Source organism: Streptomyces sp. NPDC088097 (genome assembly GCF_044741845.1).
Taxonomy (GTDB): domain Bacteria; phylum Actinomycetota; class Actinomycetes; order Streptomycetales; family Streptomycetaceae; genus Streptomyces.
On sequence record NZ_JBIUTJ010000009.1, the window covers coordinates 150,850 to 174,914 of the forward strand.

Sequence of the window (24,065 nt, forward strand, 5' to 3'; positions counted from 1 at the left end):
AGAGCGGCCCCGCTCACGCCTCCGACACGCCGAACCGGGCCGCCAGTGTGGCGCGTTGCTCACGCACGAAGCCGGCGTCGACCACCGCTCCGTGACCCGGCACGTACAGGGCGTCCTCGCCGCCGAGCGACAGCAGGCGGTCGAGGGCGGCCGGCCAACGGCTCGACACCGCGTCGGAGCCGGCCTGAGGTTCCCCGGACTCCTCCACCAGGTCCCCGCAGAAGACCGTCTCCCGTTCGCCGGGCACGAAGACGGCGAGGTCGTGGCGGGTGTGCCCGGGCCCCACGTTCGCGAGGAGCACCTGCACCCCGCCCAGGTCCAGGGTCCACTCGCCCGAGACGGCGTGCCGCGGGAGCACCAGCCGCTCGACGGCCTCGGCCGCCTCGGCGGCGTCCACGCCCTGTGCGACGGAACTCTCCAGCAGGCCCGCGCGGTCCCCGTCGAGCTCCGATGCCAGCCCGACCGCCCCGTACACCTCGGCCCCGGGGAACGCCGAAGCCCCCAGGACGTGGTCGAAATGTCCGTGCGTGAATGCGATATGGGTCACGCTCCGGCCCGTCAGGGACTCCGCCTCGGCACGCAGCCGGGCCCCCTCCCGCACGTGTGCGCCGGGGTCGATCAGGAGCACCGAGTCGTCCCCGACCACAAGCCCCGCCGTGCAGTCCCAGACCGGAAGCCGGACGCGTCCGACCCTTCCGGTCAGCCGTTCCCACCCTGCCTCTTCCCAACCCGTCTCCATGGGGCGACGCTACCCTGGCGGGCCGCCCTTGCCCCCGGCGTACCACCCGGCCGTACACTGACCGGGGGTTCTCTGGCACTCGGACGGACAGAGTGCCAATGAAGCCCGCGGGCCGATCCGCAGGGGCCCGACAGACGACCGCCGTCCGACCACGACCGACCCGCATCCGGAGGTGTGCGCGATGCTCAGTGAACGCAGGCTCGAAGTGCTCCGCGCCATCGTCCAGGACTACGTCGGGACGGAGGAACCGGTCGGCTCCAAGGCCCTCACCGAACGCCACCGGCTCGGTGTCTCGCCCGCCACCGTCCGCAACGACATGGCCGTGCTGGAGGAGGAGGGCTACATCGCCCAACCCCACACCAGCGCCGGCCGGATCCCGACGGACAAGGGCTACCGGCTCTTCGTCGACAAGCTGGCGGGGGTCAAACCCCTGTCCACGCCCGAACGACGGGCCATCCAGAACTTCCTCGACGGGGCCGTGGACCTCGACGACGTCGTCGGCCGCACCGTACGGCTGCTCGCGCAGCTCACCCGGCAGGTCGCCGTCGTCCAGTACCCCTCGCTGACCCGCTCCACCGTCCGCCACGTCGAGCTGCTCTCCCTGGCCCCGGCCCGGCTGATGCTCGTGGTGATCACGGACACCGGACGGGTCGAGCAGCGTCTCGTCGACACCCAGGCGCCCTTCGGCGAGGTCTCCCTCGCCGACCTGCGGGCGCGGCTCAACGCACGGGTCGTCGGCCGTCGTTTCACCGACGTGCCGCAGCTCGTGCAGGACCTTCCCGAATCCTTCGAGGTCGAGGACGACCGGGCGACCGTCAAGGCCGTCCTCGCGACCCTCCTCGAAACGCTGGAGGAGGAGGCGGAGGAGCGGCTGGTGATCGGCGGCACCGCCAACCTCACCCGCTTCGGACACGATTTCCCCCTGACGATCAGGCCGGTGCTCGAAGCACTCGAGGAGCACGTCGTGCTCCTCAAGCTGCTGGGCGAGGCCGGAGAGTCGGGGATGGCCGTACGCATCGGTCATGAGAACGCCTACGAGGGACTCAACTCCACGTCTGTCGTCTCGGTCGGCTACGGTTCGGGCGGCGAAGCAGTCGCCAAACTCGGCGTGGTCGGACCGACCCGCATGGACTACCCCGGAACGATGGGAGCGGTACGCGCAGTGGCACGTTACGTCGGACAGATCCTGGCGGAGTCGTAAGTGGCCACGGACTACTACGCCGTACTCGGCGTGCGCCGCGACGCTTCCCAGGATGAGATCAAGAAGGCCTTCCGGAGGCTCGCCCGCGAGCTCCACCCGGACGTGAACCCCGATCCCAAGACGCAAGAGCGCTTCAAGGAGATCAACGCGGCCTACGAGGTCCTCTCGGACCCGCAGAAGAAGCAGGTCCACGACCTCGGCGGAGACCCGCTGTCCTCCTCGGGCGGTGGCGGCGCCGGCGGCTTCGGGGCGGGCGGCTTCGGCAACTTCTCCGACATCATGGACGCCTTCTTCGGCCAGAGTCAGCAGCGCGGACCGCGCTCGCGGACCCGCCGCGGCCAGGACGCCATGATCCGCCTCGACCTGGAACTGGACGAGGCGGCCTTCGGGACCACCAAGGACATCCAGGTCGACACGGCCGTCGTCTGCACCACCTGCTCCGGAGAGGGTGCCGCCCCCGGCACCTCCGCGCAGACGTGTGACATGTGCCGCGGTCGCGGTGAGGTCTCGCAGGTCACCCGGTCCTTCCTGGGCCAGGTCATGACCTCGCGGCCCTGCCCGCAGTGCCAGGGCTTCGGCACCGTGGTCCCGACCCCGTGCCCCGAGTGCGCGGGCGACGGCCGGGTCCGCTCCCGCCGCAGCCTGACGGTCAAGATCCCCGCCGGCGTCGAGAACGGCACCCGGATCCAGCTCGCGGGAGAGGGCGAGGTCGGCCCCGGCGGCGGCCCCGCCGGCGACCTCTACGTGGAGATCCACGAGCTGCCGCACTCGACCTTCCAGCGGCGCGGGGACGACCTGCACTGCACGGTCACCATCCCCATGACGGCGGCCTCCCTCGGCACCAAGTGCCCGCTGGAGACCCTCGACGGCCTGGAGGAGATCGACATCCGGCCCGGCACCCAGTCCGGCCAGGCGATCCCGCTGCACGGGCGCGGAGTCACCCACCTGCGCGGCGGAGGCCGCGGCGACCTCATCGTCCACGTCGAGGTCACCACGCCGAGCAAGCTCGACGCCCCGCAGGAGGAGCTGCTGCGCCAGCTCGCCAAGCTGCGCGGCGAGGAGCGCCCGACGGGCCAGTTCGCGCCGGGCCAGCAGGGCCTCTTCAGTCGCCTGAAGGACGCCTTCAACGGCCGCTGATCCGCCCGCGGACACCGCGAGCGAACCTGTGTGAAGCCCGGTCCGGGGTCGCCCCGGACCGGGCTTCGCGCATGCCCGGCGACCTCCGGAACCCGCCCCTGTTTCCGCCCCAAGTTCCGCCCCGAGTCCAGCCTCGAACCCGCCCCGGAACTTCCCTCACGACCGGAGGGAAGGGGACTATGCCAGGCGAATTGCCGCGATTCGGTCCCATGAGCGGGACATGGCACGATGCAGTCCATGTCCTCCGCACCGAACGGTCTCTTCCAGTACCCGATCGTGCAGGCTCCCATGGCGGGCGGCGGTTCGTGCCCGCCGCTGGCCGCCGCCGTGTGCGAGGCGGGTGGGCTGGGCTTCCTGGCCGGCGGCTACAAGACCGCCGACGGCATGTACCAGGAGATCAAGCAGACCCGCGGACTCACCCGCCGCCCCTTCGGCGTGAACCTCTTCATGCCGCAGACCGGCTACGTGGAACCCGCCGCCGTGGAGGCCTACCGGGGACAGCTCGCCGGGGAGGCCGGCTGGTACGAGGTCTCGCTCGCCGAGGAGGACATCATCGGCACCAGCGACGACGGGTACGACGCCAAGCTGGCGATCCTCCTGGAGGACCCCGTCAGAGTGGTCTCCTTCACCTTCGGCTGCCCCGGACCCGCCGTGTTCGACCGGCTGAGACAGGTCGGCACGTACACGATCGTCACGGTGACCTCGGTCGACGAGGCCCGCACCGCACAGCTCTCGGGCGCCGACGCCGTCTGCGTACAAGGCGTCGAGGCGGGCGGCCACCAGGGCACCCATCGGGACGACCCCGAGACCGACGGCACGGCGGGCGTCGGCCTGCTCGTACTGGTCGCGCAGGTGCGCGAGGCCGTCTCGCTGCCCATCGTCGCGGCCGGCGGCCTGATGCGCGGCGCGCAGATCGCGGCGCTGCTCGCGGCGGGAGCGGAGGCGGCCCAGCTCGGCACGGCCTTCCTCCCGTGTCCCGAGTCCGGCGCGCACCCGCTGCACAAGAAGGCGCTGACCGACCCGTTGTTCCCGCACACGGAACTCACCCGGGCCTTCTCGGGGCGTCCCGCGCGCGGACTCGTCAACCGGTTCATGCGCGAGCACGGACCGTACGCCCCCGCCGCCTACCCCCAGGTCCACCACCTGACCTCGGGCCTGCGCAAGGCGGCCGCGGCGGCCGGCGACCCGCAGGGCATGGCCCTGTGGGCCGGCCAGGGGCACCGGCTGGCGCGGGTCCTGCCCGCCGGGGAACTGGTGGAGGTGCTGGCGGCCGAACTGGCCCAGGCACAGAGCGCGTTGAAGGTGTTGCAGATGAGGAGAGCGTCATGACGGCCCCCGTGTTCGTGGTCGAAGAGGTCCCCGCGGGGCCCGAGTTCACACTGGACGGCTCCGAAGGCCGGCACGCGGTGTCGGTCAAGCGGCTCGCGCCCGGCGAGGCCGTCGTCCTCACCGACGGCCGGGGCGGCTGGGCCGAGGCCGTGGTCACGGCGACCGAGGGCAAGGACCGCCTGGCCCTCACCGTCTCCGCGACCGGGCGGGAGCCCGAGCCCGCCGTACGGATCACCGTCGTGCAGGCGCTGCCCAAGGGGGACCGGGGCGAGGTCGCCGTCGAGACGATGACGGAGACCGGCGTCGACGCCATCGTGCCCTGGCAGGCCTCCCGCTGCATCACCCAGTGGCGCGGCGAGCGCGGCGCCAAGGCGCTGGCCAAGTGGCGGGCCACCGCCCGGGAGTCGGGCAAGCAGTCGCGCCGGGTCAGCTTCCCGGAGGTGGCCGAGGCGCTCTCCACGAAGCAGGTGGCCGCGCTGCTGGCGGCGGCCGATCTGGCGATGGTGCTCCACGAGGACCGGGACGCCGCCTCGGAGGCCCTGGCGACGGCGAAGCTGCCGGAGGAGGGCTCCGTCGTCCTGGTCGTGGGCCCGGAGGGCGGGGTCTCGCCGGAGGAGCTGAAGGCCTTCGCGGAGGCCGGGGCCCACCCGTACCGGCTGGGGCGCTCGGTGCTGCGAACCTCGACGGCGGGCACGGCGGCGGCGGCGGTCCTCCTCGCCCGGACCGGGCGCTGGTCCTGACCCCGCCGGCCGCCCGGACGGGCGGTTACGATGCCCCGAACGATCAACGTCACGGGAGGCGCAGCAATGACCGGGGAACCGCAGTCGGACTGCCTGTTCTGCAAGATCGTCTCGGGAGCCATCCCGGCGACGGTGGTCCGCGAGACCGAAACGACCGTCGCCTTCCGGGACATCAACCCGCAGGCGCCGACGCACGTCCTCGTCATCCCCAAGGTCCACTACCCCGACGGGGCCTCGCTGGCCGTCGCCGAGCCGGGCATCGCCGCCGACGTCCTGCGCGAGGCGGGGCAGATCGCGGCCGACGAGAAGATCGAGGAGTACGGCTACCGGATCGTGTTCAACACGGGCGCCGGGGCGGGCCAGACCGTCTTCCACGCGCACGCGCACGTCCTCGGGGGCCGCGGCCTCCAGTGGCCCCCCGGATAAGTCGTGTCGGTACGGGAGTTCGTGGTCCTGGGCACCGCCAGTCAGGTGCCCACCCGGCTGCGCAACCACAACGGGTACCTGCTGCGCTGGGACGGCGAGGGCATCCTCTTCGACCCGGGCGAGGGTACCCAGCGGCAGATGCTGCGGGCCGGGGTCGCCGCGCACGACATCAACCGGATCTGCATCACCCACTTCCACGGTGACCACAGCCTCGGGCTGGCCGGGGTGATCCAGCGGATCAACCTCGACCAGGTCCCGCACCCCGTGACGGCGCACTACCCGGCCTCGGGGCAGAAGTTCTTCGAGCGGCTCCGCTACGCGACGGCCTACCGGGAGACCGTGTCCCTGGCGGAGCGACCGGTCGAGCGGGACGGGACGCTGGCCCGCGGGCCCTCGTACGTCCTGGACGCGCGGCTGCTCTCGCACCCGGTGGAGTCCTTCGGGTACCGGATCACGGAGCCGGACGGCCGGCGGATGGTGCCGGAGCTGCTCGCGCGGCACGGGATCAAGGGGCCGGACGTGGGCCGGCTCCAGCGGGAGGGCCACCTCGGCGGGGTTTCGCTGGAGGAGGTCAGCGAGCACCGGGCGGGGCAGCGGTTCGCCTTCGTCATGGACACCCGGCTGTGCTCCGGGGTGACCGAGCTGGCCGAGGGCTGCGACATGCTGGTGATCGAGTCGACGTTCCTGGACGAGGACGTCCGGCTGGCCGAGGACCACGGGCACCTGACGGCCGGCCAGGCGGCGACGGTCGCGCGGGACGCGGGCGTACGACACCTGGTGCTGACGCACTTCTCGCAGCGGTACGGGGACCCGTCGGAGTTCGAACGACAGGCCCGGACGGCGGGCTTCGCGGGCGAACTGACGATCGCGGCGGACCTGCAACGGGTCGCCCTGCCGAAGCGGTAGCCCCGGCCGGGCGCGGGCGGCTGCCCCGGGGGGCGGGGGCCGGTGCGGGACGGCGTCACCGCAGGTGAAGTGGGTTGCGAGGAGACGGCGGCGGGTGGCGCGGGGCTGCCGGGGTGCACGGGTGTTCCCGGCGGGGCTCCAGGGGGAGGGGAGGCGCCGTACAGGCGCGGGAGCCCTGTTCGCCGAGCGACCGGAAGGGGCGGGAAGGGCGCGGGGGCGGTGAGGTGCGTCACACTGGGTTTTGGCTCGGCCCGGCGCGGGCAGGGCTGGCAGCTTTCCACCGAAATCCCGCAAGCAGAAACGACACTTCAACGGGGAGCCCCACGTGACCGATCGGGACAGCCACGACGACCGCCCGGAGAAGCTGGATCCGCTGGGGCCGGTGCGCGATCCCCACGAACCGGGCTGCGACGTCTTCCTGACCGGAACGGTCTTCCTCGACATCATCTTCACCGGCCTGGACTCCGCACCCGTGCGCGGTACGGAGTCCTGGGCGCGCGGCATGGGCTCCAGCCCCGGCGGCGTCGCCAACATGGCCACCGCCTTGGCCCGCCTCGGCCTGCGCACCTCGCTGGCCGCCGCCTTCGGCGACGACCACTACGGCGAGTACTGCTGGGACGCGCTCGAACAGGGCGAGGGCATCGACCTGACGATGTCGCGGACCGTCCCCGGCTGGCACAGCCCCGTCACGGTCTCGATGGCCTACGAGGGTGAGCGCACGATGGTCTCCCACGGCCACGAGGCGCCCCCTCCGGCGGGCCCCGGCCCCTTCCCGTGGTGCCCGCCGAAGGCGCGCGCGGCGGTGGCCTCCCTGGGCACCGGACGGCGCGCGGACTGGATCGGGGAGGCGGCCCGGCGGGGCTCGCGGATCTTCGGAGACGTGGGCTGGGACGAGACCGGCCGCTGGGACCTCGGTGCGCTGGTCGACCTGGAGCACTGCGAGGCCTTCCTGCCCAACGCGGGCGAGGCGATGCGCTACACCCGGACCGACTGTCCGCGCGCGGCCGCCCGGGCGCTCGCGGAGAAGGTCCCGGTCGCCGTGGTGACGATGGGCGCGGAGGGCGCGTACGCGGTGGACAGCCGGACGGGGGAGACGGCGGAGGTGCCCGCCATCGCCGTGGACGCCCTGGACCCGACCGGCGCCGGGGACGTGTTCGTGGCCGGGTTCGTCACGGGCAGCCTGGCGGGCTGGCCGCTCGCCGACCGGCTGGCCTTCGCGGGACTGACCGCCGCCCTGTCCGTCCAGGAGTTCGGCGGCTCCCTCTCCGCCCCGGGCCGGTCGGAGGTGGCCCACTGGTGGCGCGACGCCCCCGAGACCCTGCGCGAGCGCTACGCCTTCCTGGACGCCCTCGTCCCGCACGGCGGGGCCCCCTCGCCGCGCCGCCGGGCGGTCCCCACCATCGGATTCCGCCACCCGGTGTAGGGACCCGGTGCGGTGCGCGGTGGGGGAACCCGATCGAGAACCGCCCGACCGGGCCGGAAAACCCCTCGGGGATGGGGCGGGGTGGACGTACGCTTGGTAGTCCGGAGGCCGACGATCGGCGCGGCCCCTCAGTGGGAGGTATGCGCAGGCCACAGTGCCGGCCCATGACTCAGACACCGACAGCCAAGACTCCTGCGCCGGGCCAGGCGCGAGCCCACTTCACCGTCCCGGCGACGCACCCGATGGTGACGGTGCTCGGGTCGGGCGACGCCCTGTTGCGCGTGATCGAGAAGGCCTTCCCGAAGGCCGACATCCATGTGCGGGGCAATCAGGTCAGCGCGGTCGGGGAAGCGACGGAAGTCGCCCTGGTCCAGCGCCTGTTCGACGAAATGATGCTGGTGCTCCGCACCGGGCAGCCGATGACGGAGGACGCGGTGGAACGTTCGATCGCCATGCTCAAGGCGAACGGCAGCGGGGGCGGTTCCGAAGAGACCCCGGCCGAGGTGCTCACCCAGAACATCCTCTCCAGCCGCGGCCGTACCATCCGCCCCAAGACCCTGAACCAGAAGCGGTACGTCGACGCGATCGACAAGAACACGATCGTCTTCGGCATCGGTCCGGCCGGTACCGGCAAGACCTACCTGGCCATGGCCAAGGCGGTCCAAGCCCTCCAGTCCAAGCAGGTCAGCCGCATCATCCTGACCCGCCCGGCGGTCGAGGCGGGCGAGCGCCTGGGCTTCCTGCCCGGCACCCTCTTCGACAAGATCGACCCGTACCTGCGGCCGCTCTACGACGCCCTGCACGACATGATCGACCCGGACTCGATCCCGCGCCTGATGGCGGCGGGCACCATCGAGGTGGCCCCGCTGGCGTACATGAGGGGTCGGGCGCAACCGATCTTCACCAAGGTGCTCACCCCGGATGGCTGGCGCCCCATCGGCGAGCTCCGGGTGGGCGACCTGGTGGTCGGGTCCAACGGCGAGCCGACCCCGGTTCTCGGGGTCTTCCCGCAGGGCGAGAAGGACATCTACCGGGTCTCGGCACAGGACGGATCCTGGACCCTGGCCTGCGGAGAACATCTCTGGACCGTGCGAACGCGGGACGACAAGCGCCGTGACAAGCCGTGGCGGGTCCTGGAGACCCGGGAGATGATCGGCAACCTCCGCGCGGCGCATGCCCGACGCTACGAACTGCCGATGCTCACCGCTCCCGTCGCCTTCCCGGAGCGCGAGGTCCCCATGGACCCCTACGCCCTCGGTCTGCTGCTGGGCGACGGGTGCATCACGGGCTCCACCACGCCCTCCTTCGCCACGGAGGACGAGGAGTTGGCGCGTTCGCTGGAGTCCGCGCTCCCGGGCGTGACGGTTCGTCACAGGGGCGGACCGGACTACGTCCTGAACCGGACCAGGTCGCCGGGTGACGTGATCACGCTGGCGAACCCGGTCACCCGGGTGATGCGCGAACTGGACCTGCTCGGCAGCCGTTCGCATTCCAAGCACGTGCCGCAGGACTACCTGCAGAACACGGCGGAGGTTCGCCTCGCCGTGCTCCAGGGCCTGCTCGACTCAGACGGCGGACCCGTCACCCAGCGGGACCGCACCTGCCGGATCCACTACTCGACCACCTCGATCGTCCTGCGGGACGACGTGATCGCCCTGGTCCAGTCCCTCGGAGGCGTGGCCTACACCCGACGTCGGGCGGCAGCGGATCGCAAGCGCGGGAACGCGCTCGCCGCCCACCGGTACGACGCGCACGTCGTCGACATCCGCCTCCCCGAGGACATCGAGCCCTTCCGCCTCACCCGCAAGCGGGACGCCTACCACGCGGCCGGCGGTGGCGGGCGGCCGATGCGCTTCATCGACTCCATCGAGCCCGCGGGCCGCGAGGAAGCGGTGTGCATCCAGGTGGCGGCCGAGGACTCGCTGTACGTCACGCAGGACTACCTGCTGACGCACAACACCCTCAACGAGGCCTTCGTCGTGCTCGACGAGGCTCAGAACACCACCACCGAACAGATGAAGATGTTCCTGACCCGCCTCGGCTTCGACTCGAAGATCGTCGTCACCGGCGACGTGACGCAGGTCGACCTTCCGGGCGGGGCCAAGAGCGGTCTGCGTCAGGTGCAGGACATCCTGGAAGGGCTGCCGGACATCCACTTCGCGCGGCTCACGTCCGAGGATGTCGTCCGCCACAAGCTGGTCGGCCGTATCGTCGACGCGTACGAGAAGTACGACGAAGCCCATCCGGCCCAGAACGGCCACCAGCGGAAGTAGAAGTCAGCGCACCATGTCGATCGACGTCAACAACGAGTCCGGAACCGAGGTCGACGAGCAGGCGATCCTCGACATCGCCCGCTACGCGCTCGCCCGGATGCGGATCCACCCCCTGTCCGAGCTCTCCGTCATCGTCATCGACGAGGACGCGATGGAGCAGCTCCACATCCAGTGGATGGACCTGCCCGGACCGACCGACGTCATGTCCTTCCCGATGGACGAACTGCGTCCGCCGACGAAGGACGACGAGGAGCCCCCGCAGGGGCTCCTCGGTGACATCGTGCTCTGCCCCGAGGTCGCCAAGAAGCAGGGCGAGGAAGCGCCGACGCAGCACTCCATGGACGAGGAGCTCCAGCTCCTGACCGTCCACGGGGTGCTGCACCTGCTGGGGTACGACCACGAGGAGCCGGACGAGAAGGTCGAGATGTTCGGCCTCCAGGCGGCCATCGTCGACGGCTGGCGCGGTGAGCGCGGCATCACCGGCGCTTCGCCGGCTCCCACCGTCTCGTGACCGCCCCGCAGCTGATCGCCGGAGCGGTACTGCTCGTCGTGGTGGCCTGGTTCGCCGCCTGCGCCGAATCCGGGATCGCCCGCGTCTCCAGCTTCCGCGCCGAACAGGCCGTCCGCGAGAACCGGCGCGGCAGCGCCAAGCTCGCCCAGGTCACCGCTGACCCGACCCGCTACGTGAACGTCGCGCTGCTGGTCCGGGTCACCTGCGAGATGGCGGCGGGGGTGCTGGTCACCTACGTCTGCCTCGACGAGTTCGGCGACAACTGGACCGCGCTGCTCGTGGCCATCGCCGTGATGGTGCTGGTCTCCTACGTGGCGGTGGGCGTGTCCCCCCGTACGATCGGCCGCCAGCACCCGCTGAACACCGCCACGGCGGCCTCGTACGTCCTCGTGCCGCTAGCCCGCGTGATGGGGCCGATCCCGCAGCTCCTCATCCTCATCGGCAACGCGCTCACCCCCGGGAAGGGCTTCCGCAAGGGGCCGTTCGCCTCGGAGGCGGAGCTGCGCGCGATGGTGGACCTGGCGGAGAAGGAATCGCTGATCGAGGACGACGAGCGCCGGATGGTGCACCAGGTCTTCGAGCTGGGCGACACGCTCGTGCGCGAGGTGATGGTGCCGCGCACCGACCTGGTCTGCATAGAGCGGTACAAGACGGTCCGTCAGGCGACCACGCTCGCACTGCGGTCCGGGTTCTCGCGGATCCCCGTCACCGGGGAGAACGAGGACGACATCGTCGGCATCGTGTACCTCAAGGACCTCGTCCGCCGCACGCACATCAGCCGCGAGGCGGAGGTCGACCTGGTCTCGACGGTGATGCGGCCGGCCGTGTTCGTGCCCGACACGAAGAACGCCGGCGACCTGCTCCGAGAGATGCAGTCGGTGCGCAACCACGTGGCCGTCGTCATCGACGAGTACGGCGGCACGGCGGGCATCGTCACGATCGAGGACATCCTGGAGGAGATCGTCGGTGAGATCACCGACGAGTACGACCGGGAGATCGCGCCGGTCGAGGACCTGGGCGACGACCGCTACCGGGTCACGTCGCGACTCGACATCACCGACCTCGGCGAGCTGTTCGGCGTCGAGGCCTTCGACGACGAGGACGTGGAGACGGTCGGCGGGCTGCTGGCGAAGGCCCTGGGGCGGGTGCCGATCGCGGGCGCCTCGGCGGTGGTGGAACTGCCCGACGGGAGGGTGCTGCGGATGACGGCCGAGTCCACCGCGGGCCGACGCAACAAGATCGTGACGGTGCTCGTGGAGCCGGTGACGGCCGCGGGCGACGGCGAGGACGAGGAGACGTCGTGAACCGGCGGCAACTGCACGCGCTGTGCCTGGGCTTCAACGCGGCGGTGGAGGAGTTCCCCTTCACACCGGAGACCTCGGTGTTCAAGGTGTTGGGGAAGGTGTTCGCGTTGTCGGCGTTGGACGCCGAGCCGTTGAAGGTCAACCTCAAGTGCGAACCGGAGACGGCGGTGCGGCTGCGCGCGGAGCACGCGGCGATCGTGCCGGGCTGGCACATGAACAAGCGGCACTGGAACACGGTGAGCGTCTCGGAGCTGCCGGACGCGCTGGTGCGGGAGCTGGTGGAGGACTCGTACGACCTGGTCGTGGCCGGGCTCCCGAAGGCGGAGCGGCTGCGCCTCGACCGGCCGTAGCCGTGGTCGGCGCGGCTGCGCCTCGACCGGCCGTAGCCGTGGTCGGCGCGGTGGCCGAAACGGTGGTCAAGACGGCCGTGGTCGGGGCCCGGGCGGGCGTCCCGGCGGGGTCGTCGCACGGGCCGCGGCGCCGCTCCCTAAGCTTGCGCCCATGAGCGAGAGCACCGTGGACACCGCGATCGACCCCGAGGACACCAAGATCATCACCCTGGCGCGCAGCGCCCGGGCCCGCAACGGGGTCCCGGAGGGGGCCGCCGTGCGCGACGAGACGGGCCGGACCTACGTGGCCGGCACGGTGGACCTGGACTCCCTGAAGCTGAGCGCCCTCCAGACGGCCGTCGCCATGGCCGTGGCCAGCGGCGCCCGCTCCCTGGAGGCGGCCGCCGTGGTGAGCGCGGCCGACGCCCCGGCCGCCGCCGACCGCGCCGCCGTACGGGACCTCGGCGGCCCCGCCACCCCGGTCCTCCTCGCCGCCCCCGACGGCACCCTGAAGTCCACCACCCCCGCCGGTTCCTGAACCCCCGTCACCGGCCGCCGCCCGCGCGCCCCGCTCACGGGGCCCCGACGGCGGCCGGGGTCCGGGCCTTGCCCGGGCGGCGGATCACCATCGACATCAGGGCCGCCGTCGCGCACAGCGCCCCGGCCGCGTACCAGACGAGGTCGTAGGAGCCGAAGGCGTCGCGGGCCACTCCGCTCAGGAAGGCCACCAGGGCCGCTCCGACCTGGTGCGAGGCCAGGACCCAGCCGAAGACGATGGCGCCGTCCTGCCCGTAGTGCTCACGGCACAGGGCGATGGTCGGCGGGACCGTCGCGACCCAGTCCAGGCCGTAGAAGACGATGAAGAAGACCATCGGCGGGTGCACGGACGGCTCCAGCAGCATCGGCAGGAACAGCAGGGAGATCCCGCGCAGGGCGTAGTAGACCGCCAGCAGGCGGCGGGCCTCGAAGCGGTCTGTGAACCAGCCGGAGGCGATGGTCCCCACCACGTCGAAGACGCCGATCACCGCGAGGAGCCCGGCGGCCGTGGTCACCGGCATGCCGTGGTCGTGGGACGCGGGCACGAAGTGGGTCCTGACCAGGCCGTTCGTGGTGGCCCCGCAGATCGCGAAGGTGCCCGCGAGTAGCCAGAACGGCCCGGTGCGGGTGGCGCGCAGCAGCACCCCGACCGTCCGTCGGGCCGCGCCCGGCACCGGCTCGGGCTTGGGGGCGTAGACGCCGCCGTACGGGGCGAGGCCCACGTCCGCCGGATGGTCGCGCAGCAGCAGCCACACGAAGGGGACCACCGCCAGCGCGGTGAGGGAGACGGTGACGGACGCCGGACGCCAGCCGTGGTGCTCCACCAGCCAGGACAGCAGCGGCAGGAAGACCAGCTGTCCGGAGGCGCCGGCGGCGGTCAGGATGCCGGTGACCAGGCCACGCCGGGCGGTGAACCAGCGGTTGGTCACGGTCGCGGCGAAGGCCAGCGCCATGGAGCCGCTGCCCAGGCCCACCAGGACGCCCCAGAACAGCACCAGCTGCCAGGAGGCGGTCATCCACACGGTGGCCAGCGAACCGCCGGCTATGACGGTCAGGGCCACCGCCACCACCTTGCGGATGCCGAAGCGGTCCATCAGGGCGGCGGCGAAGGGCGCGGTGAGCCCGTAGAGCGCGAGGTTGACGGAGACGGCGAAGCCGATGGTGCCGCGGGACCAGTCGAACTCCGCGTGCAGCGGCTCGATGAGCAGTCCGGGCAGGGAGGCGAAGCCGGCGGCTCCGATGATCGTCACGAAGCCGACGGCCGCCGCGAACCAGGCGCGGTGGACGCGTCCGGGGCGGCGGGGGGCCTGCGGGGAGGCCGTGGAGGTGGGTGCTGTCTGCGTCACGCCGACAGCATCCGGCGCCCGACCGGCTCCACGACAGTGGCCTGACTGTCAGTGTTCGCTACGATCGGGCCATGGAGTCGCCCGCCCGCCCCGCCCACCGCGTCGTCGTCCTGGCCCTCGCCGGGCTGCTCCCCTTCGAGCTGGGCATCCCGCACCGCATCTTCGGCTACGCCAAGGACCCGTCGGGGCGCCGCTTCTACGAGACCCTCACCTGCGCCCTCGCGCCCGGTCCGGTGCCCACCGACGCCGACTTCGCCGTCCACGTCGAGCACGGCCCGCAGCTGCTGGCCACGGCGGACACGGTGGTGGTGCCCGCCTCGTACGAGCTGGGGCCCGTCCACGCCGAGGGCCGGCTGACCCCCGAGCTGGCGGCGGCCCTCGCCCACATCCGGCCCGGCACCCGGCTCGTGTCCATCTGCACCGGCGGTTACGTCCTCGCCGCCGCCGGGTACCTCGACGGCCGCCCCGCCACCACCCACTGGGCCTCGGCCGACCACTTCCAGCGGCTCTTCCCGAAGGTGCGGGTCGACCCCGGTGTGCTCTACACCGACGACGGGGACGTGCTCACCTCCGCCGGGGTCGCCGCCGGCATCGACCTCTGCCTCCACATCGTGCGCCGCGACCACGGCGCGGCCGTCGCCAACGAGACGGCCCGGCGCACCGTGGTGCCCCCGCACCGGGAGGGCGGACAGGCCCAGTTCACCGTCCGGCCGATGCCCGCGCCGCAGCAGGCCGGCACCTCGGCGGCCCGCGCCTGGCTGCTGGAGCGGCTGCACGAGCCGTTGCGGCTGAGCGACCTGGCCCGCCAGGAGGCCATGTCCGTACGGACCTTCACGCGCCGCTTCCGCGAGGAGTCCGGGGTCAGCCCGGGGGAGTGGATCACCGGGCAGCGGGTGGAGCGGGCCCGGCAGCTCCTGGAGCGGACGGACCTGCCGGTCGAGGCGGTCGCGCGGCGGACGGGCTTCGGCACGGCCCAGTCCCTGCGCAAGCACGTCCAAGCGGCGCTCGGGGTGACCCCGACCGCCTACCGGCGCACCTTCCGCATCGCGGCGGGGCGGGGGCCGGAGTCGGAGGCGGTGCCGCAGCCGGAGCCGGCGGACGGGCCCGTCTGACGCGCGGATCGCAGGGGTCGGCGTGGGGGATCGCGGGGGTCGGCGTGAGGGGCGGCGGGGTCTGACGTGGGGGATCGCGCCATCTCCTGATGGGCCATCAGATGCTGCCGGGTCCGTGCATTGACTTCTGGGGCCGCCCGCTCGTGAATGGCCCCCCGGTCGGGCGACGCAACGCGGGGGGCGGGCAGTGCGAACAGGCGCGCGCAGCAGGAGATGGCCGGCGGCCTTCGGGGTGGCGGCCCTCGTGGCCGCCGGCGGGGCCGGAGCGTTGGGTACACCGGCGGCCTCCGCCGACGGGGAAACTCCCCCCGGGCAGGTGGAGTTCCCCACCCACTGCCTCCCGCCCCGGGAAGCCGGCCTGCCGCCCGCCGACGGGCCGACCACCGCCCGGATCACGGTCGACGACCCGGCACCCCGCGTCGGGGACACCGTCACCGTCACCTACCAGGTGACCGCCGGCCCCGCGCCGAACCCCTCGGGCGACGAACTCCCCGCCGACGTGCTGACCCCCACCGGACGCGTCCGGCTCGGGGGCGCGCAGAGCGGCGAGGTCACGGTGGTCGGCGCCAAGCGCAACGGGCCCGTGGCAGCCGGCGCCCCGCTGCCCCCCGTCACCATGACCGGCACCTTCACCGTCACCGCCCCCGGAGAGACCACCCTGACCCCGGGCGCCTACACCCTGCACACCGGCCACCTCGTCGACCTGGACACCGTGTGCGCGGCCGACTCCGCACCGGTCTCCGGCCGGCTCACCGCCACCCCGCTGCCCACCGCGAACCTGCGCGGCCTCACCCTCGCCACCGCTTACGGGAAGCCCGGCGACCGCGTCGAGGTCAGCGGGTTCGGCTTCGTCCCGGGCGCCGCCGTCACCGTGGCCGGCCGCGCGGGCGCCGCCGGCACCACCGACCGCGTCGCCGCCACCGCCGACCGCAACGGCGAACTCCGGGCGCGGCTCCCCGTCACCGACCGGGCCACCACGGCGGTCGTGGCGTACGAGGGCGCCGCCTGGAGCGCGACGGGGGGCTCCGGCCCGGCGGCCTACACCGTCGTGGAACCGGCCGCGCCGCCCGCGCCCGCCGCGCCGCCCGCGCCCGCCACGCTGGAGGTGACGGCCTCCGTGGAGCCCGGCGCCCTCGGCATGACCCAGACCGGGCGGTCGATCACCCTCGGCGCGGTCCCGTACGGGGACGGCGGCGCGGCTCCGGGCCGGATCGGCACCATCACCGTCAAGGACGCCCGGGGAGGCCCGGCGGGCTGGTCGCTGATCGGCAAGGTCAGCGAGTTCACCGGCCCCGGCGGCGTGCGCATCCCCGGCGCCGCGCTGTCCTGGAGCCCGTCCTGCACGAGCGCGCCGGGCAGCCCGAGCACCTGTGCGGCCGGCAGCGCGGGCACCGTCGGACCGGACGGCGCGGTGTTGGCCTCCACCGGCGACGCCCCGCTCGTCGGGGGCACCTTCACCATCGACGCCACGGTCACCCTCCGGGTCCCGCCCTACACCCCGCCAGGGGCCTACACGGCGGTCCTGACCCTGACCCTGTCGTGAAGCGGCCCCGGCGGGTCCGGGCCGGCCTCGCGGCGCGGGCCGCGGCGCCGCTGTTCCTCGTGGTCGCCCTCGCGCTCGCGCCCGCCGTGCCCGCCTCGGCGGCTCCGGCCCCGGCGGTCTCGACGGCTCCCGCCCCGGCGGTCCCGGCGGTCCCGGCGGCGGACAGCGGCCCGTGGTCGGTGCTGCCCGCCGCCACCGCCCTCGGACAGCGCCCGTACTTCTACCTCGCCGCCGCGCCCGGCGGAACCGTCCGCGACACCGTCAGCCTCACCAACCGCTCCGACCGCGACCGCACCTTCCGCCTCTACGCCGCCGACGCCTACAACACCGCCCGCGACGGCGGCTTCGCCCTGCGCGGCCCCGACGAGCCGCGCCGCGCCACCGCCGCCTGGACCCGGCTCGACCGCGACCGGGTCACCGTCCCGGGCCGCGCGACGGTCGACATCGGCTTCACCCTCACCGTCCCCGACCGGGCCGAGCCCGGGGACCACCCCGGAGCCGTCGTCGCCCTGGAAGAGGCCCCCGCCGCCGGCGGTCCCGGCATCGGGGTGCGGCAAGCCGTCGCCGCCCGCGTCTACCTGAGGGTGACCGGGCCCACCGCTCCCGCCCTCGCGGTGCGGGACGTCCGGGCGGCCCGCGCCGCGGACGGCCGGGGCACGGAGATCTCGTACGTCCTCCACAACCTCGGCAACGTCACCCTGCGCCCCCGCGTCACCCTGATCGCCACCGGAGCCTTCGGCCGGCCCCTGACGCGCCGCGGGCCGATCGGGCCGCCCGTCGAGCTGCTCCCCGGCCGGGAAGTCCGGCTGAGCACCCGATGGGAGGGCCCGCCGGCCCTGGAGTGGACCCGGCTCACCATCCGCGCGGAAGCCGCCGCGACCAGCGCCGGAGCGGGGATCGACCACGCCGCGCACCCGCTGCTGACGCCCGTCCTGGCACTCGCTCTGACCCTGGTCGCGGTGGCCTGGTCGGCGCTGGGAGCCGCATCGGGGAGAATGGCCCGTATGAGCGATCGTTCCCCCGAGCCCACCGCCCCGCACCGCGCGGGCTTCGCATGCTTCGTCGGCCGTCCCAATGCGGGCAAGTCGACCCTGACCAACGCGCTCGTGGGCACCAAGGTCGCGATCACCTCCAACCGGCCGCAGACCACCCGCCACACGGTCCGCGGCATCGTGCACCGCCCCGATGCCCAGCTCGTGCTGGTCGACACGCCCGGGCTGCACAAGCCGCGCACCCTGCTGGGCGAGCGGCTCAACGACGTGGTGCGCGCCACCTGGTCCGAGGTCGACGTCATCGGCTTCTGCCTGCCCGCCGACCAGAAGCTCGGCCCCGGCGACAAGTTCATCGCCAAGGAGCTCGCGGGGATCAAGAAGACCCCCAAGATGGCCATCATCACCAAGACCGACCTCGTCGAGTCCAAGGCGTTGGCCGAGCAGCTCATCGCCGTCCACCAGCTCGCACAGGAGCTGGGCTTCGAGTGGGCCGAGATCGTCCCCGTCTCGGCGGTCGGCGACAGCCAGGTCCAGCTGCTGGCCGACCTGATCGCGCCGCTGCTCCCGGAGAGCCCCCCGCTGTACCCGGAGGGCGACCTCACCGACGAGCCCGAGATGGTGATGGTCGCGGAGCTGATCCGCGAGGCCGCCCTCGAAGGCGTGCGCGACGAGCTGCCGCACTCGATCGCCGTCGTGGTCGAGGAGATGATCCCCCGCGAGAACCGCCCCGCCGACCGGCCGCTGCTCGACATCCACGCCAACGTCTACATCGAGCGGCCGAGCCAGAAGGGCATCATCATCGGCCCGAAGGGCTCCCGCCTGAAGGAGGTCGGCATGAAGTCGCGCAAGCACATCGAGGCGCTGCTCGGCACCCCCGTCTTCCTCGACCTGCACGTGAAGGTCGCGAAGGACTGGCAGCGCGACCCCAAGCAGCTGCGCAAGCTCGGCTTCTGATCCTCCGGGCGGCCACCCGTCAGGGGAGCCGCCGCACCTTCAACGCGTTGTCCGTACGGGTCCCGGGCGTGCCGTCAGGCATGTTCTGGACCCGTTCGTGTTCCTCCGCGAGCAGCACCTCCCAGGTGCCCTCGGGCAGCTCCAACTGCGCGAGGACCTCGTCGGGGGTCGGGAAGTGCGCCTGCGGCCTGTCTTCCTGCCAGGGCGCCCAGCCTCCGTGGCCGACCACCAGCAGTACCCCGCCGGGGGCCACTGCGGAGGCCGCCGTCCGCAGGATCCGGTCGCGGGGGAAGTCCCCGTACGAGTGCAGGAAGCAGGCCGACACCAGGTCGAACTCCCCCCGGGGGAAGGTCGCGGTCAGGTCGTGGTGCTCGCACTCCACCAGATCGCCGACCCCCGCGCCGGCGGCGTGCTCGGCCGTCCGCTCCAAGGCCACCTCGGAGATGTCGGTGGCCGTGACCCGCCAGCCGCGCCGGGCCAGCCAGACGGAGTCGCCGCCCTCGCCGCAGCCGAGGTCCAGGGCCCGACCGGGCTCCAGGTCGGAGGCCTCCCGGACCAGGGCCGCGTTGGCCTCGCCGCTCCAGATGCGGTCGCTCTCGCGGTAGCGGCCGTCCCAGAACTCCTGGCCGACCTCGCCGGTGGGCGCGCTGCCGTGGTCGTGCTGCTGGTGCTGGTCGTGCTGCTGCGTGTGGGCGTGCTCGGGCACGTCGGCCTCCTCGGCGCTGGCGGTACGGACGCCCCCGATGCTCCGCCCGCCCCGACGCCGGGGCAAACATCCTTGCCGTTCCGGCAAAATGCGCCGCCCACGTGCTCCCCGGGGCCCACCGCCGCGTACGGCTACCCCTGCGCGGGCGGCTCCGCGATCAGGGCCGTTCCCGCTCGGCGGAAACCGGCCCGGGCGTATATCCGGGCCACGTCCTCGTCCCCCGCCGACAGGAACACCGTCCCGGCGCCGGCCGCGAGGGCGTGCGCGACCAGCGCCGCCGTCACCCCGAGGGCCAGCCCCTGGCGCCGGGCGGCCGGCAGGGTGGCGACCGCCACGACCTCGGCGACCCCGCCGACCGGGTTGTACTGGCCGGAGCAGAGCACGACCCCGTCGCGGACGGCCGCCGCCATGCCCGTGAGGTTCCGCGCGAGCATGTCCGACACCCGGTCCCGGCGGGCCGGCGCGGACGGATCCTCCTGTGCCCGCGCCAGTTCCGCCGGGCCCGCCTCGCCCAGGGCGGTGCCCGGAGCGGCGAAGCCCAGCGCCGGCACCGTCACGGCGGCCAGCAGCAGGGGGTCGGCCGGGCCGAGGAGGCGTACGTCGGGGTGCGGGGGGAGGGGTTGCGCGTCGGGGTCCAGGACCATGAGCGGGTGCTCGTGGACCTCCAGCCCGGCCGCTTCCACCGGGGCCCGCAGGGAGGGGCTGGTTTCGGCCACCCACTCGAAGGCCTCCGGGAGCTTCAACTCCCGCTGCCGCTCCAGCACCCGCCGTACGTCGGCCGCGGTGGCGGGCCCGGCCCCGGGGGTGGGCCGCGCGTAGTAGGGCCAGCCCTGCCCCTCCTGTACGAACAGGGTCAGCGGCCCGAAGTCCTCGCCCCGCGCACCGCCCCGGCGGGGGACGGTGTCGTAGTACTGCTCCAGCGTGTCCAAGATCGTTGTGGTCATGCGGTCATCCAAGCAAAACCCGGCCGACCGGGGCATCCCATATTGGGCAGCCGGGGACGGCCTACGCACCCTCCTTGAGCACCCGTGTGATCAGGCTCCGCTGGGCGTCCGAGAGGTGCGGGTCCCGGCAGGACACCGTCCGGCCGTCCACGGTGATCCGGTACGAGAACCCGTCCCGGACCCCGCCCGGGCCCGGCGCCCGCTCCGGGTCGGGCCGCAGGGCGAGCAGGGCCAGCGCCCGCCACTCGTCCTCGTCGGGGCGGCCCGAGGTGTCCACCTCGGCCCGGCGCTCGATCCCGGCGAAGCCGCCCGTCCGCACCACTTCGATCCGCATGAGGGGGGTCCTACCCCAGGCCCACGGTCGCCCACGCCTTCTGCAGGGCCCGGTGCTCGGCGCCGCCGTCCCCGTACCGGGTCACGGCCGCCGCCGTGGACAGCCGGGCGAATTCCGCGAAGTCCGCCCTGGAGCCCAGCTCGCCGCCGGTCAGGGTGTCGTACCAGAGCTGCCCGGCCCGCTCCCAGGCCTTTCCGCCCAGTTCCGTCGCCGCCAGGTAGAAGGCGTGGTTGGGGATGCCGGAGTTGATGTGGACCCCGCCGTTGTCGCGCGAGGTGGTGACGTAGCCGTCCATCGTGGCGGGCTGCGGGTCCCTGCCCAGCTCGTCGTCGTCGTACGCGGTCCCGGGCGCCTTCATCGACCGCAGCGCGACGCCGGTGACGTTCGGGCCGAGCAGCCCGGCGCCGATCAGCCAGTCCGCTTGGTCGGCGCTCTGGCCGAGCGCGTACTGCTTGATGAGCGAGCCGAAGACGTCGGACATCGACTCGTTGAGCGCCCCGGACTGTCCGTGGTAGTCGAGGTTCGCCGTGTACTGGGTGACCCCGTGGGTCAGCTCGTGCCCGATGACGTCGACCGACACGGTGAAGTCGAGGAACAGGTCCCCGTCCCCGTCGCCGAAGACCATCTGCTGCCCGTCCCAGAAGGCGTTGTTGTAGTCCTCGCCGTAGTGCACGCTGGCGTCCAGCGGCAGCCCCGAACCGTCGATCGAGCGCCGCCCGAAGCCCTTGAGGAACAGCTCGTACGTGGCCCCGAGCCCGGCGTAGGCGCGGTTGACGGTGGCGTCGGCGCTCGGCTCGGAGCCCTCCGCGCGGACCTTCGTCCCGGGCAGTCGGGTGCGGTGCCCGGCGTCGTACACGGTCCGCAGCGGATGGTCCGGGACCGGCTCGTCCGCCGTGGGGACGACGACCCCGCGGACGGTGCTGATCCGGCGCCGGGTCCGCAGGAAGGCGTCCTGTTCGAGCGTCCGCTGAGCGGCGTCGGCCCGGGCGGCGTCATCGGACCGGGCGGCCTTGTCGAGCAGGTGCGGGGGCACGACGGTGCAGAAGACGGGATGACGGGCGGGGTGACCAGGAGAAAGGGAGACGTCCATGCCCGGCAATGTGGCAGTGCGTCACGGCTGTGTCACTAGCCGCGACCATGATTCATTCGACTGTCTGAAAGCGGCCGCGCCGCGTTGACGGATCGACCTGACCTCCACCGGACCTCCAGCTACCAAAAGAGGCTTAGTTCACAAAGGGTGTAAATCGGACCTCGGGGTCTTGCATACTGAAACAGGTCCTCGCGTCACCGCGCGGCTCGGCTAGGCTCGGCCCATCATGCGTTTCGGGCTGCTTCTCCTTAGCTGCCGCGGCGAGGGTCTGTAGTCGTAGGCCGACCCCCTCCCCGCGGAGTTTGGTGTTGCGGTTCTTCGACCGCCGTCGGCCGTTCCAGCGAACTACACGCGGACACGCGAGGAGCCCAACGCCATGAGCCAGCAGCCTTTTGTCGGTCGCCCCACGCCCATCACGAACGCGACCCACTCCCAGCAGCCCTCCGGGATGCCGATCCACAAGTACGGCTCCTACGAGCAGGTGGACATCCCGGACCGCACCTGGCCGGACGCCCGCGTCACCAAGGCCCCCCGCTGGCTGTCCACGGACCTGCGGGACGGCAACCAGTCGCTGATCGACCCGATGACCCCCGCCCGCAAGCGCGAGATGTTCGACCTGCTGGTGCGCATGGGCTACAAGGAGATCGAGGTCGGCTTCCCGTCCTCCGGCGAGACCGACTTCAACTTCGTGCGCTCCATCATCGAAGAGGGCGCGATTCCGGACGACGTCACCATCTCCGTACTGACCCAGGCCCGCGAGGACCTGATCGAGCGGACCGTGGAGTCGCTGATCGGCGCCCACCGGGCCACCGTGCACCTGTACAACGCGACCGCCCCGACCTTCCGCCGCGTGGTCTTCCGCGGCTCGAAGGAGCAGATCAAGCAGATCGCCGTCGACGGCACCCGGCTGGTCATGGAGTACGCCGACAAGCTGCTGGGACCGGAGACCATCTTCGGCTACCAGTACAGCCCGGAGATCTTCACCGACACCGAGCTGGACTTCGCCCTGGATGTCTGCGAGGCCGTCTGTGACGTCTGGCAGCCGGCCGAGGGCCGCGAGATCATCCTGAACCTGCCCGCCACCGTGGAGCGCTCCACGCCCTCCACCCACGCGGACCGCTTCGAGTGGATGGGTCGCAACCTGACCCGCCGCGCGCACATCTGCATCTCGGTGCACCCGCACAACGACCGCGGCACGGCCGTCGCCGCCGCCGAGCTGGCCCTGATGGCCGGCGCCGACCGCATCGAGGGCTGCCTGTTCGGGCAGGGCGAGCGCACCGGCAACGTGGACCTGATCACCCTGGGCATGAACCTGTTCTCGCAGGGCATCGACCCGCAGATCGACTTCTCGCAGATCGACGAGATCCGTCGCACGAGCGAGTACTGCAACCAGATGGAGGTCCACCCGCGCCACCCCTACGCGGGCGACCTGGTCTACACCGCCTTCTCCGGCTCCCACCAGGACGCCATCAAGAAGGGCTTCGACGCCATGGAGGCCGACGCGGCCGCCGCCGGCAAGACCGTCGACGACATCGAGTGGGCGGTCCCTTACCTGCCGATCGACCCGAAGGACGTCGGCCGCTCCTACGAGGCGGTCATCCGGGTCAACTCGCAGTCCGGCAAGGGCGGCATCGCGTACGTCCTGAAGAACGACCACAAGCTGGACCTGCCGCGCCGCATGCAGATCGAGTTCTCGCGGATCATCCAGGCCAAGACCGACGCCGAGGGCGGCGAGGTCACGCCGCAGGCGATCTGGAACGTCTTCCAGGACGAGTACCTGCCCAACCCGCAGAACCCGTGGGGCCGCATCCAGCTGCGCTCCGGCTCGACCGCCACCGACAAGGACGGCACGGACACGCTGACCGTCGAGGCGGTCGTGGACGGCGTGGACTCGGTCCTGAACGGCACCGGCAACGGTCCGATCTCGGCCTTCTTCGACGCGCTGGCCGGCATCGGCATCGACGCCCGCCTGCTGGACTACACCGAGCACACCATGAGCGAGGGCGCCTCGGCCGTGGCCGCCTCGTACATCGAGTGCGCGATCGACGGCCGCGTCCTGTGGGGCATCGGCACCGACGCCAACACCACCCGCGCCTCCCTGAAGGCGGTCATCTCGGCCGTCAACCGCGCGGGCCGCTGATCCCGTACGCATGAGAGCCCCGCTCCTCCTTCACGGAGGGGCGGGGCCG

At 72.7% G+C, this 24,065-nt stretch carries 22 protein-coding genes; 16 read left to right on the plus strand and 6 right to left on the minus strand.

The window, feature by feature from the left end:
* Positions 1–13 precede the first annotated feature (13 nt).
* Positions 14–739: an MBL fold metallo-hydrolase gene (locus ACIOD1_RS24255; RefSeq protein ID WP_365614603.1), complete on the minus strand. Its 726-nt coding sequence runs from the start codon at positions 737–739 to the stop codon at positions 14–16.
* 181 nt (positions 740–920) lie between these two features.
* On the opposite strand from ACIOD1_RS24255, the gene hrcA reads away from it, so the two are divergent.
* The 12 genes from hrcA to ACIOD1_RS24315 all read left to right on the plus strand — a co-directional run bounded on the left by hrcA (position 921) and on the right by ACIOD1_RS24315 (position 12,856).
* Positions 921–1,940, plus strand: a complete 1,020-nt coding sequence (gene hrcA, locus ACIOD1_RS24260; RefSeq protein ID WP_365614600.1) for a heat-inducible transcriptional repressor HrcA — start codon at positions 921–923, stop codon at positions 1,938–1,940.
* Positions 1,941–3,077: a molecular chaperone DnaJ gene (gene dnaJ / locus ACIOD1_RS24265; protein ID WP_365614597.1), complete on the plus strand. Its 1,137-nt coding sequence runs from the start codon at positions 1,941–1,943 to the stop codon at positions 3,075–3,077.
* A gap of 237 nt (positions 3,078–3,314) precedes the next feature.
* Positions 3,315–4,406 (plus strand): nitronate monooxygenase, encoded by a 1,092-nt coding sequence (locus ACIOD1_RS24270; RefSeq protein ID WP_365614594.1) that lies wholly within the window; start codon positions 3,315–3,317, stop codon positions 4,404–4,406.
* Complete coding sequence (locus tag ACIOD1_RS24275; RefSeq protein WP_365614591.1) at positions 4,403–5,146, plus strand: 16S rRNA (uracil(1498)-N(3))-methyltransferase; 744 nt, start codon at positions 4,403–4,405, stop codon at positions 5,144–5,146. The genes ACIOD1_RS24270 and ACIOD1_RS24275 overlap by 4 nt, the downstream gene beginning before the upstream one ends.
* 66 nt (positions 5,147–5,212) lie before the next feature.
* Positions 5,213–5,572 carry a histidine triad nucleotide-binding protein gene (locus ACIOD1_RS24280; protein ID WP_401904561.1) on the plus strand — a complete coding sequence of 120 codons (360 nt, stop codon included), beginning with the start codon at positions 5,213–5,215 and terminating at the stop codon, positions 5,570–5,572.
* A gap of 3 nt (positions 5,573–5,575) precedes the next feature.
* The gene (locus ACIOD1_RS24285) at positions 5,576–6,478 is read left to right on the plus strand and encodes a ribonuclease Z (protein WP_365614585.1); all 903 of its coding nucleotides are present in this window, start codon (positions 5,576–5,578) and stop codon (positions 6,476–6,478) included.
* Between the two features lie 325 nt (positions 6,479–6,803).
* A complete protein-coding gene (locus tag ACIOD1_RS24290) occupies positions 6,804–7,901 on the plus strand; it encodes a PfkB family carbohydrate kinase (RefSeq protein ID WP_365614582.1) in 1,098 nt (365 codons plus the stop codon).
* Between the two features lie 164 nt (positions 7,902–8,065).
* Positions 8,066–10,174: a PhoH family protein gene (locus ACIOD1_RS24295; protein WP_365614579.1), complete on the plus strand. Its 2,109-nt coding sequence runs from the start codon at positions 8,066–8,068 to the stop codon at positions 10,172–10,174.
* Positions 10,175–10,187: 13 nt separating this feature from the next.
* Positions 10,188–10,685, plus strand: a complete 498-nt coding sequence (ybeY, locus tag ACIOD1_RS24300; RefSeq protein ID WP_365614576.1) for an rRNA maturation RNase YbeY — start codon at positions 10,188–10,190, stop codon at positions 10,683–10,685.
* Positions 10,682–11,989 carry a hemolysin family protein gene (locus tag ACIOD1_RS24305; RefSeq protein ID WP_365614573.1) on the plus strand — a complete coding sequence of 436 codons (1,308 nt, stop codon included), beginning with the start codon at positions 10,682–10,684 and terminating at the stop codon, positions 11,987–11,989. The genes ybeY and ACIOD1_RS24305 overlap by 4 nt, the downstream gene beginning before the upstream one ends.
* Positions 11,986–12,339 carry an MmcQ/YjbR family DNA-binding protein gene (locus ACIOD1_RS24310; protein ID WP_365614570.1) on the plus strand — a complete coding sequence of 118 codons (354 nt, stop codon included), beginning with the start codon at positions 11,986–11,988 and terminating at the stop codon, positions 12,337–12,339. Before ACIOD1_RS24305 ends, ACIOD1_RS24310 begins: the two co-directional genes overlap by 4 nt.
* A 151-nt stretch (positions 12,340–12,490) precedes the next feature.
* Positions 12,491–12,856: a cytidine deaminase gene (locus ACIOD1_RS24315; protein WP_365614567.1), complete on the plus strand. Its 366-nt coding sequence runs from the start codon at positions 12,491–12,493 to the stop codon at positions 12,854–12,856.
* Between the two features lie 34 nt (positions 12,857–12,890).
* Here ACIOD1_RS24315 and ACIOD1_RS24320 read toward each other — a convergent pair whose 3' ends face one another.
* A complete protein-coding gene (locus tag ACIOD1_RS24320) occupies positions 12,891–14,201 on the minus strand; it encodes an MFS transporter (protein WP_401904566.1) in 1,311 nt (436 codons plus the stop codon).
* A gap of 71 nt (positions 14,202–14,272) precedes the next feature.
* Between ACIOD1_RS24320 and ACIOD1_RS24325 the strand changes: the two genes are divergently transcribed.
* From ACIOD1_RS24325 to era, 3 genes are all read left to right on the plus strand, one after another.
* Positions 14,273–15,313, plus strand: coding sequence for a helix-turn-helix domain-containing protein (locus tag ACIOD1_RS24325; protein WP_365614561.1), 1,041 nt, complete (start codon positions 14,273–14,275; stop codon positions 15,311–15,313).
* 232 nt (positions 15,314–15,545) lie between these two features.
* The gene (locus tag ACIOD1_RS24330; protein WP_401904657.1) at positions 15,546–16,856 is read left to right on the plus strand and encodes a beta-xylosidase; all 1,311 of its coding nucleotides are present in this window, start codon (positions 15,546–15,548) and stop codon (positions 16,854–16,856) included.
* Positions 16,857–17,851: 995 nt separating this feature from the next.
* Complete coding sequence (era, locus tag ACIOD1_RS24335) at positions 17,852–18,802, plus strand: GTPase Era (RefSeq protein WP_401904659.1); 951 nt, start codon at positions 17,852–17,854, stop codon at positions 18,800–18,802.
* Between the two features lie 19 nt (positions 18,803–18,821).
* Here era and ACIOD1_RS24340 read toward each other — a convergent pair whose 3' ends face one another.
* From ACIOD1_RS24340 to ACIOD1_RS24355, 4 genes are all read right to left on the minus strand, one after another.
* Complete coding sequence (locus tag ACIOD1_RS24340; protein ID WP_401904569.1) at positions 18,822–19,508, minus strand: SAM-dependent methyltransferase; 687 nt, start codon at positions 19,506–19,508, stop codon at positions 18,822–18,824.
* Positions 19,509–19,639: 131 nt separating this feature from the next.
* Positions 19,640–20,452: a GNAT family N-acetyltransferase gene (locus ACIOD1_RS24345; protein WP_365614552.1), complete on the minus strand. Its 813-nt coding sequence runs from the start codon at positions 20,450–20,452 to the stop codon at positions 19,640–19,642.
* A gap of 61 nt (positions 20,453–20,513) precedes the next feature.
* The gene (locus ACIOD1_RS24350; protein ID WP_365614549.1) at positions 20,514–20,786 is read right to left on the minus strand and encodes a protealysin inhibitor emfourin; all 273 of its coding nucleotides are present in this window, start codon (positions 20,784–20,786) and stop codon (positions 20,514–20,516) included.
* Positions 20,787–20,796: 10 nt separating this feature from the next.
* Positions 20,797–21,876, minus strand: a complete 1,080-nt coding sequence (locus tag ACIOD1_RS24355; protein WP_401904571.1) for a M4 family metallopeptidase — start codon at positions 21,874–21,876, stop codon at positions 20,797–20,799.
* A 376-nt stretch (positions 21,877–22,252) separates the two neighbouring features.
* On the opposite strand from ACIOD1_RS24355, the gene leuA reads away from it, so the two are divergent.
* On the plus strand, positions 22,253–24,016 hold the full coding sequence (gene leuA, locus ACIOD1_RS24360; protein WP_401904573.1) for a 2-isopropylmalate synthase: 1,764 nt from the start codon (positions 22,253–22,255) through the stop codon (positions 24,014–24,016).
* Positions 24,017–24,065 lie beyond the last annotated feature (49 nt).

Coding starts and splice junctions, on each gene's coding strand:
- ACIOD1_RS24295 (WP_365614579.1), top strand. CDS start 8,066: ATGACTCAGACACCGACAGCCAAGACTCCTGCGCCGGGCCAGGCGCGA.
- ACIOD1_RS24270 (WP_365614594.1), top strand. CDS start 3,315: ATGTCCTCCGCACCGAACGGTCTCTTCCAGTACCCGATCGTGCAGGCT.
- ACIOD1_RS24315 (WP_365614567.1), top strand. CDS start 12,491: ATGAGCGAGAGCACCGTGGACACCGCGATCGACCCCGAGGACACCAAG.
- ACIOD1_RS24345 (WP_365614552.1), bottom strand. CDS start 20,452: ATGACCACAACGATCTTGGACACGCTGGAGCAGTACTACGACACCGTC.
- ACIOD1_RS24350 (WP_365614549.1), bottom strand. CDS start 20,786: ATGCGGATCGAAGTGGTGCGGACGGGCGGCTTCGCCGGGATCGAGCGC.
- ACIOD1_RS24255 (WP_365614603.1), bottom strand. CDS start 739: ATGGAGACGGGTTGGGAAGAGGCAGGGTGGGAACGGCTGACCGGAAGG.
- ACIOD1_RS24275 (WP_365614591.1), top strand. CDS start 4,403: ATGACGGCCCCCGTGTTCGTGGTCGAAGAGGTCCCCGCGGGGCCCGAG.
- era (WP_401904659.1), top strand. CDS start 17,852: ATGGCCCGTATGAGCGATCGTTCCCCCGAGCCCACCGCCCCGCACCGC.
- ACIOD1_RS24325 (WP_365614561.1), top strand. CDS start 14,273: ATGGAGTCGCCCGCCCGCCCCGCCCACCGCGTCGTCGTCCTGGCCCTC.
- ybeY (WP_365614576.1), top strand. CDS start 10,188: ATGTCGATCGACGTCAACAACGAGTCCGGAACCGAGGTCGACGAGCAG.
- ACIOD1_RS24280 (WP_401904561.1), top strand. CDS start 5,213: ATGACCGGGGAACCGCAGTCGGACTGCCTGTTCTGCAAGATCGTCTCG.
- ACIOD1_RS24355 (WP_401904571.1), bottom strand. CDS start 21,876: ATGGACGTCTCCCTTTCTCCTGGTCACCCCGCCCGTCATCCCGTCTTC.
- leuA (WP_401904573.1), top strand. CDS start 22,253: ATGAGCCAGCAGCCTTTTGTCGGTCGCCCCACGCCCATCACGAACGCG.
- hrcA (WP_365614600.1), top strand. CDS start 921: ATGCTCAGTGAACGCAGGCTCGAAGTGCTCCGCGCCATCGTCCAGGAC.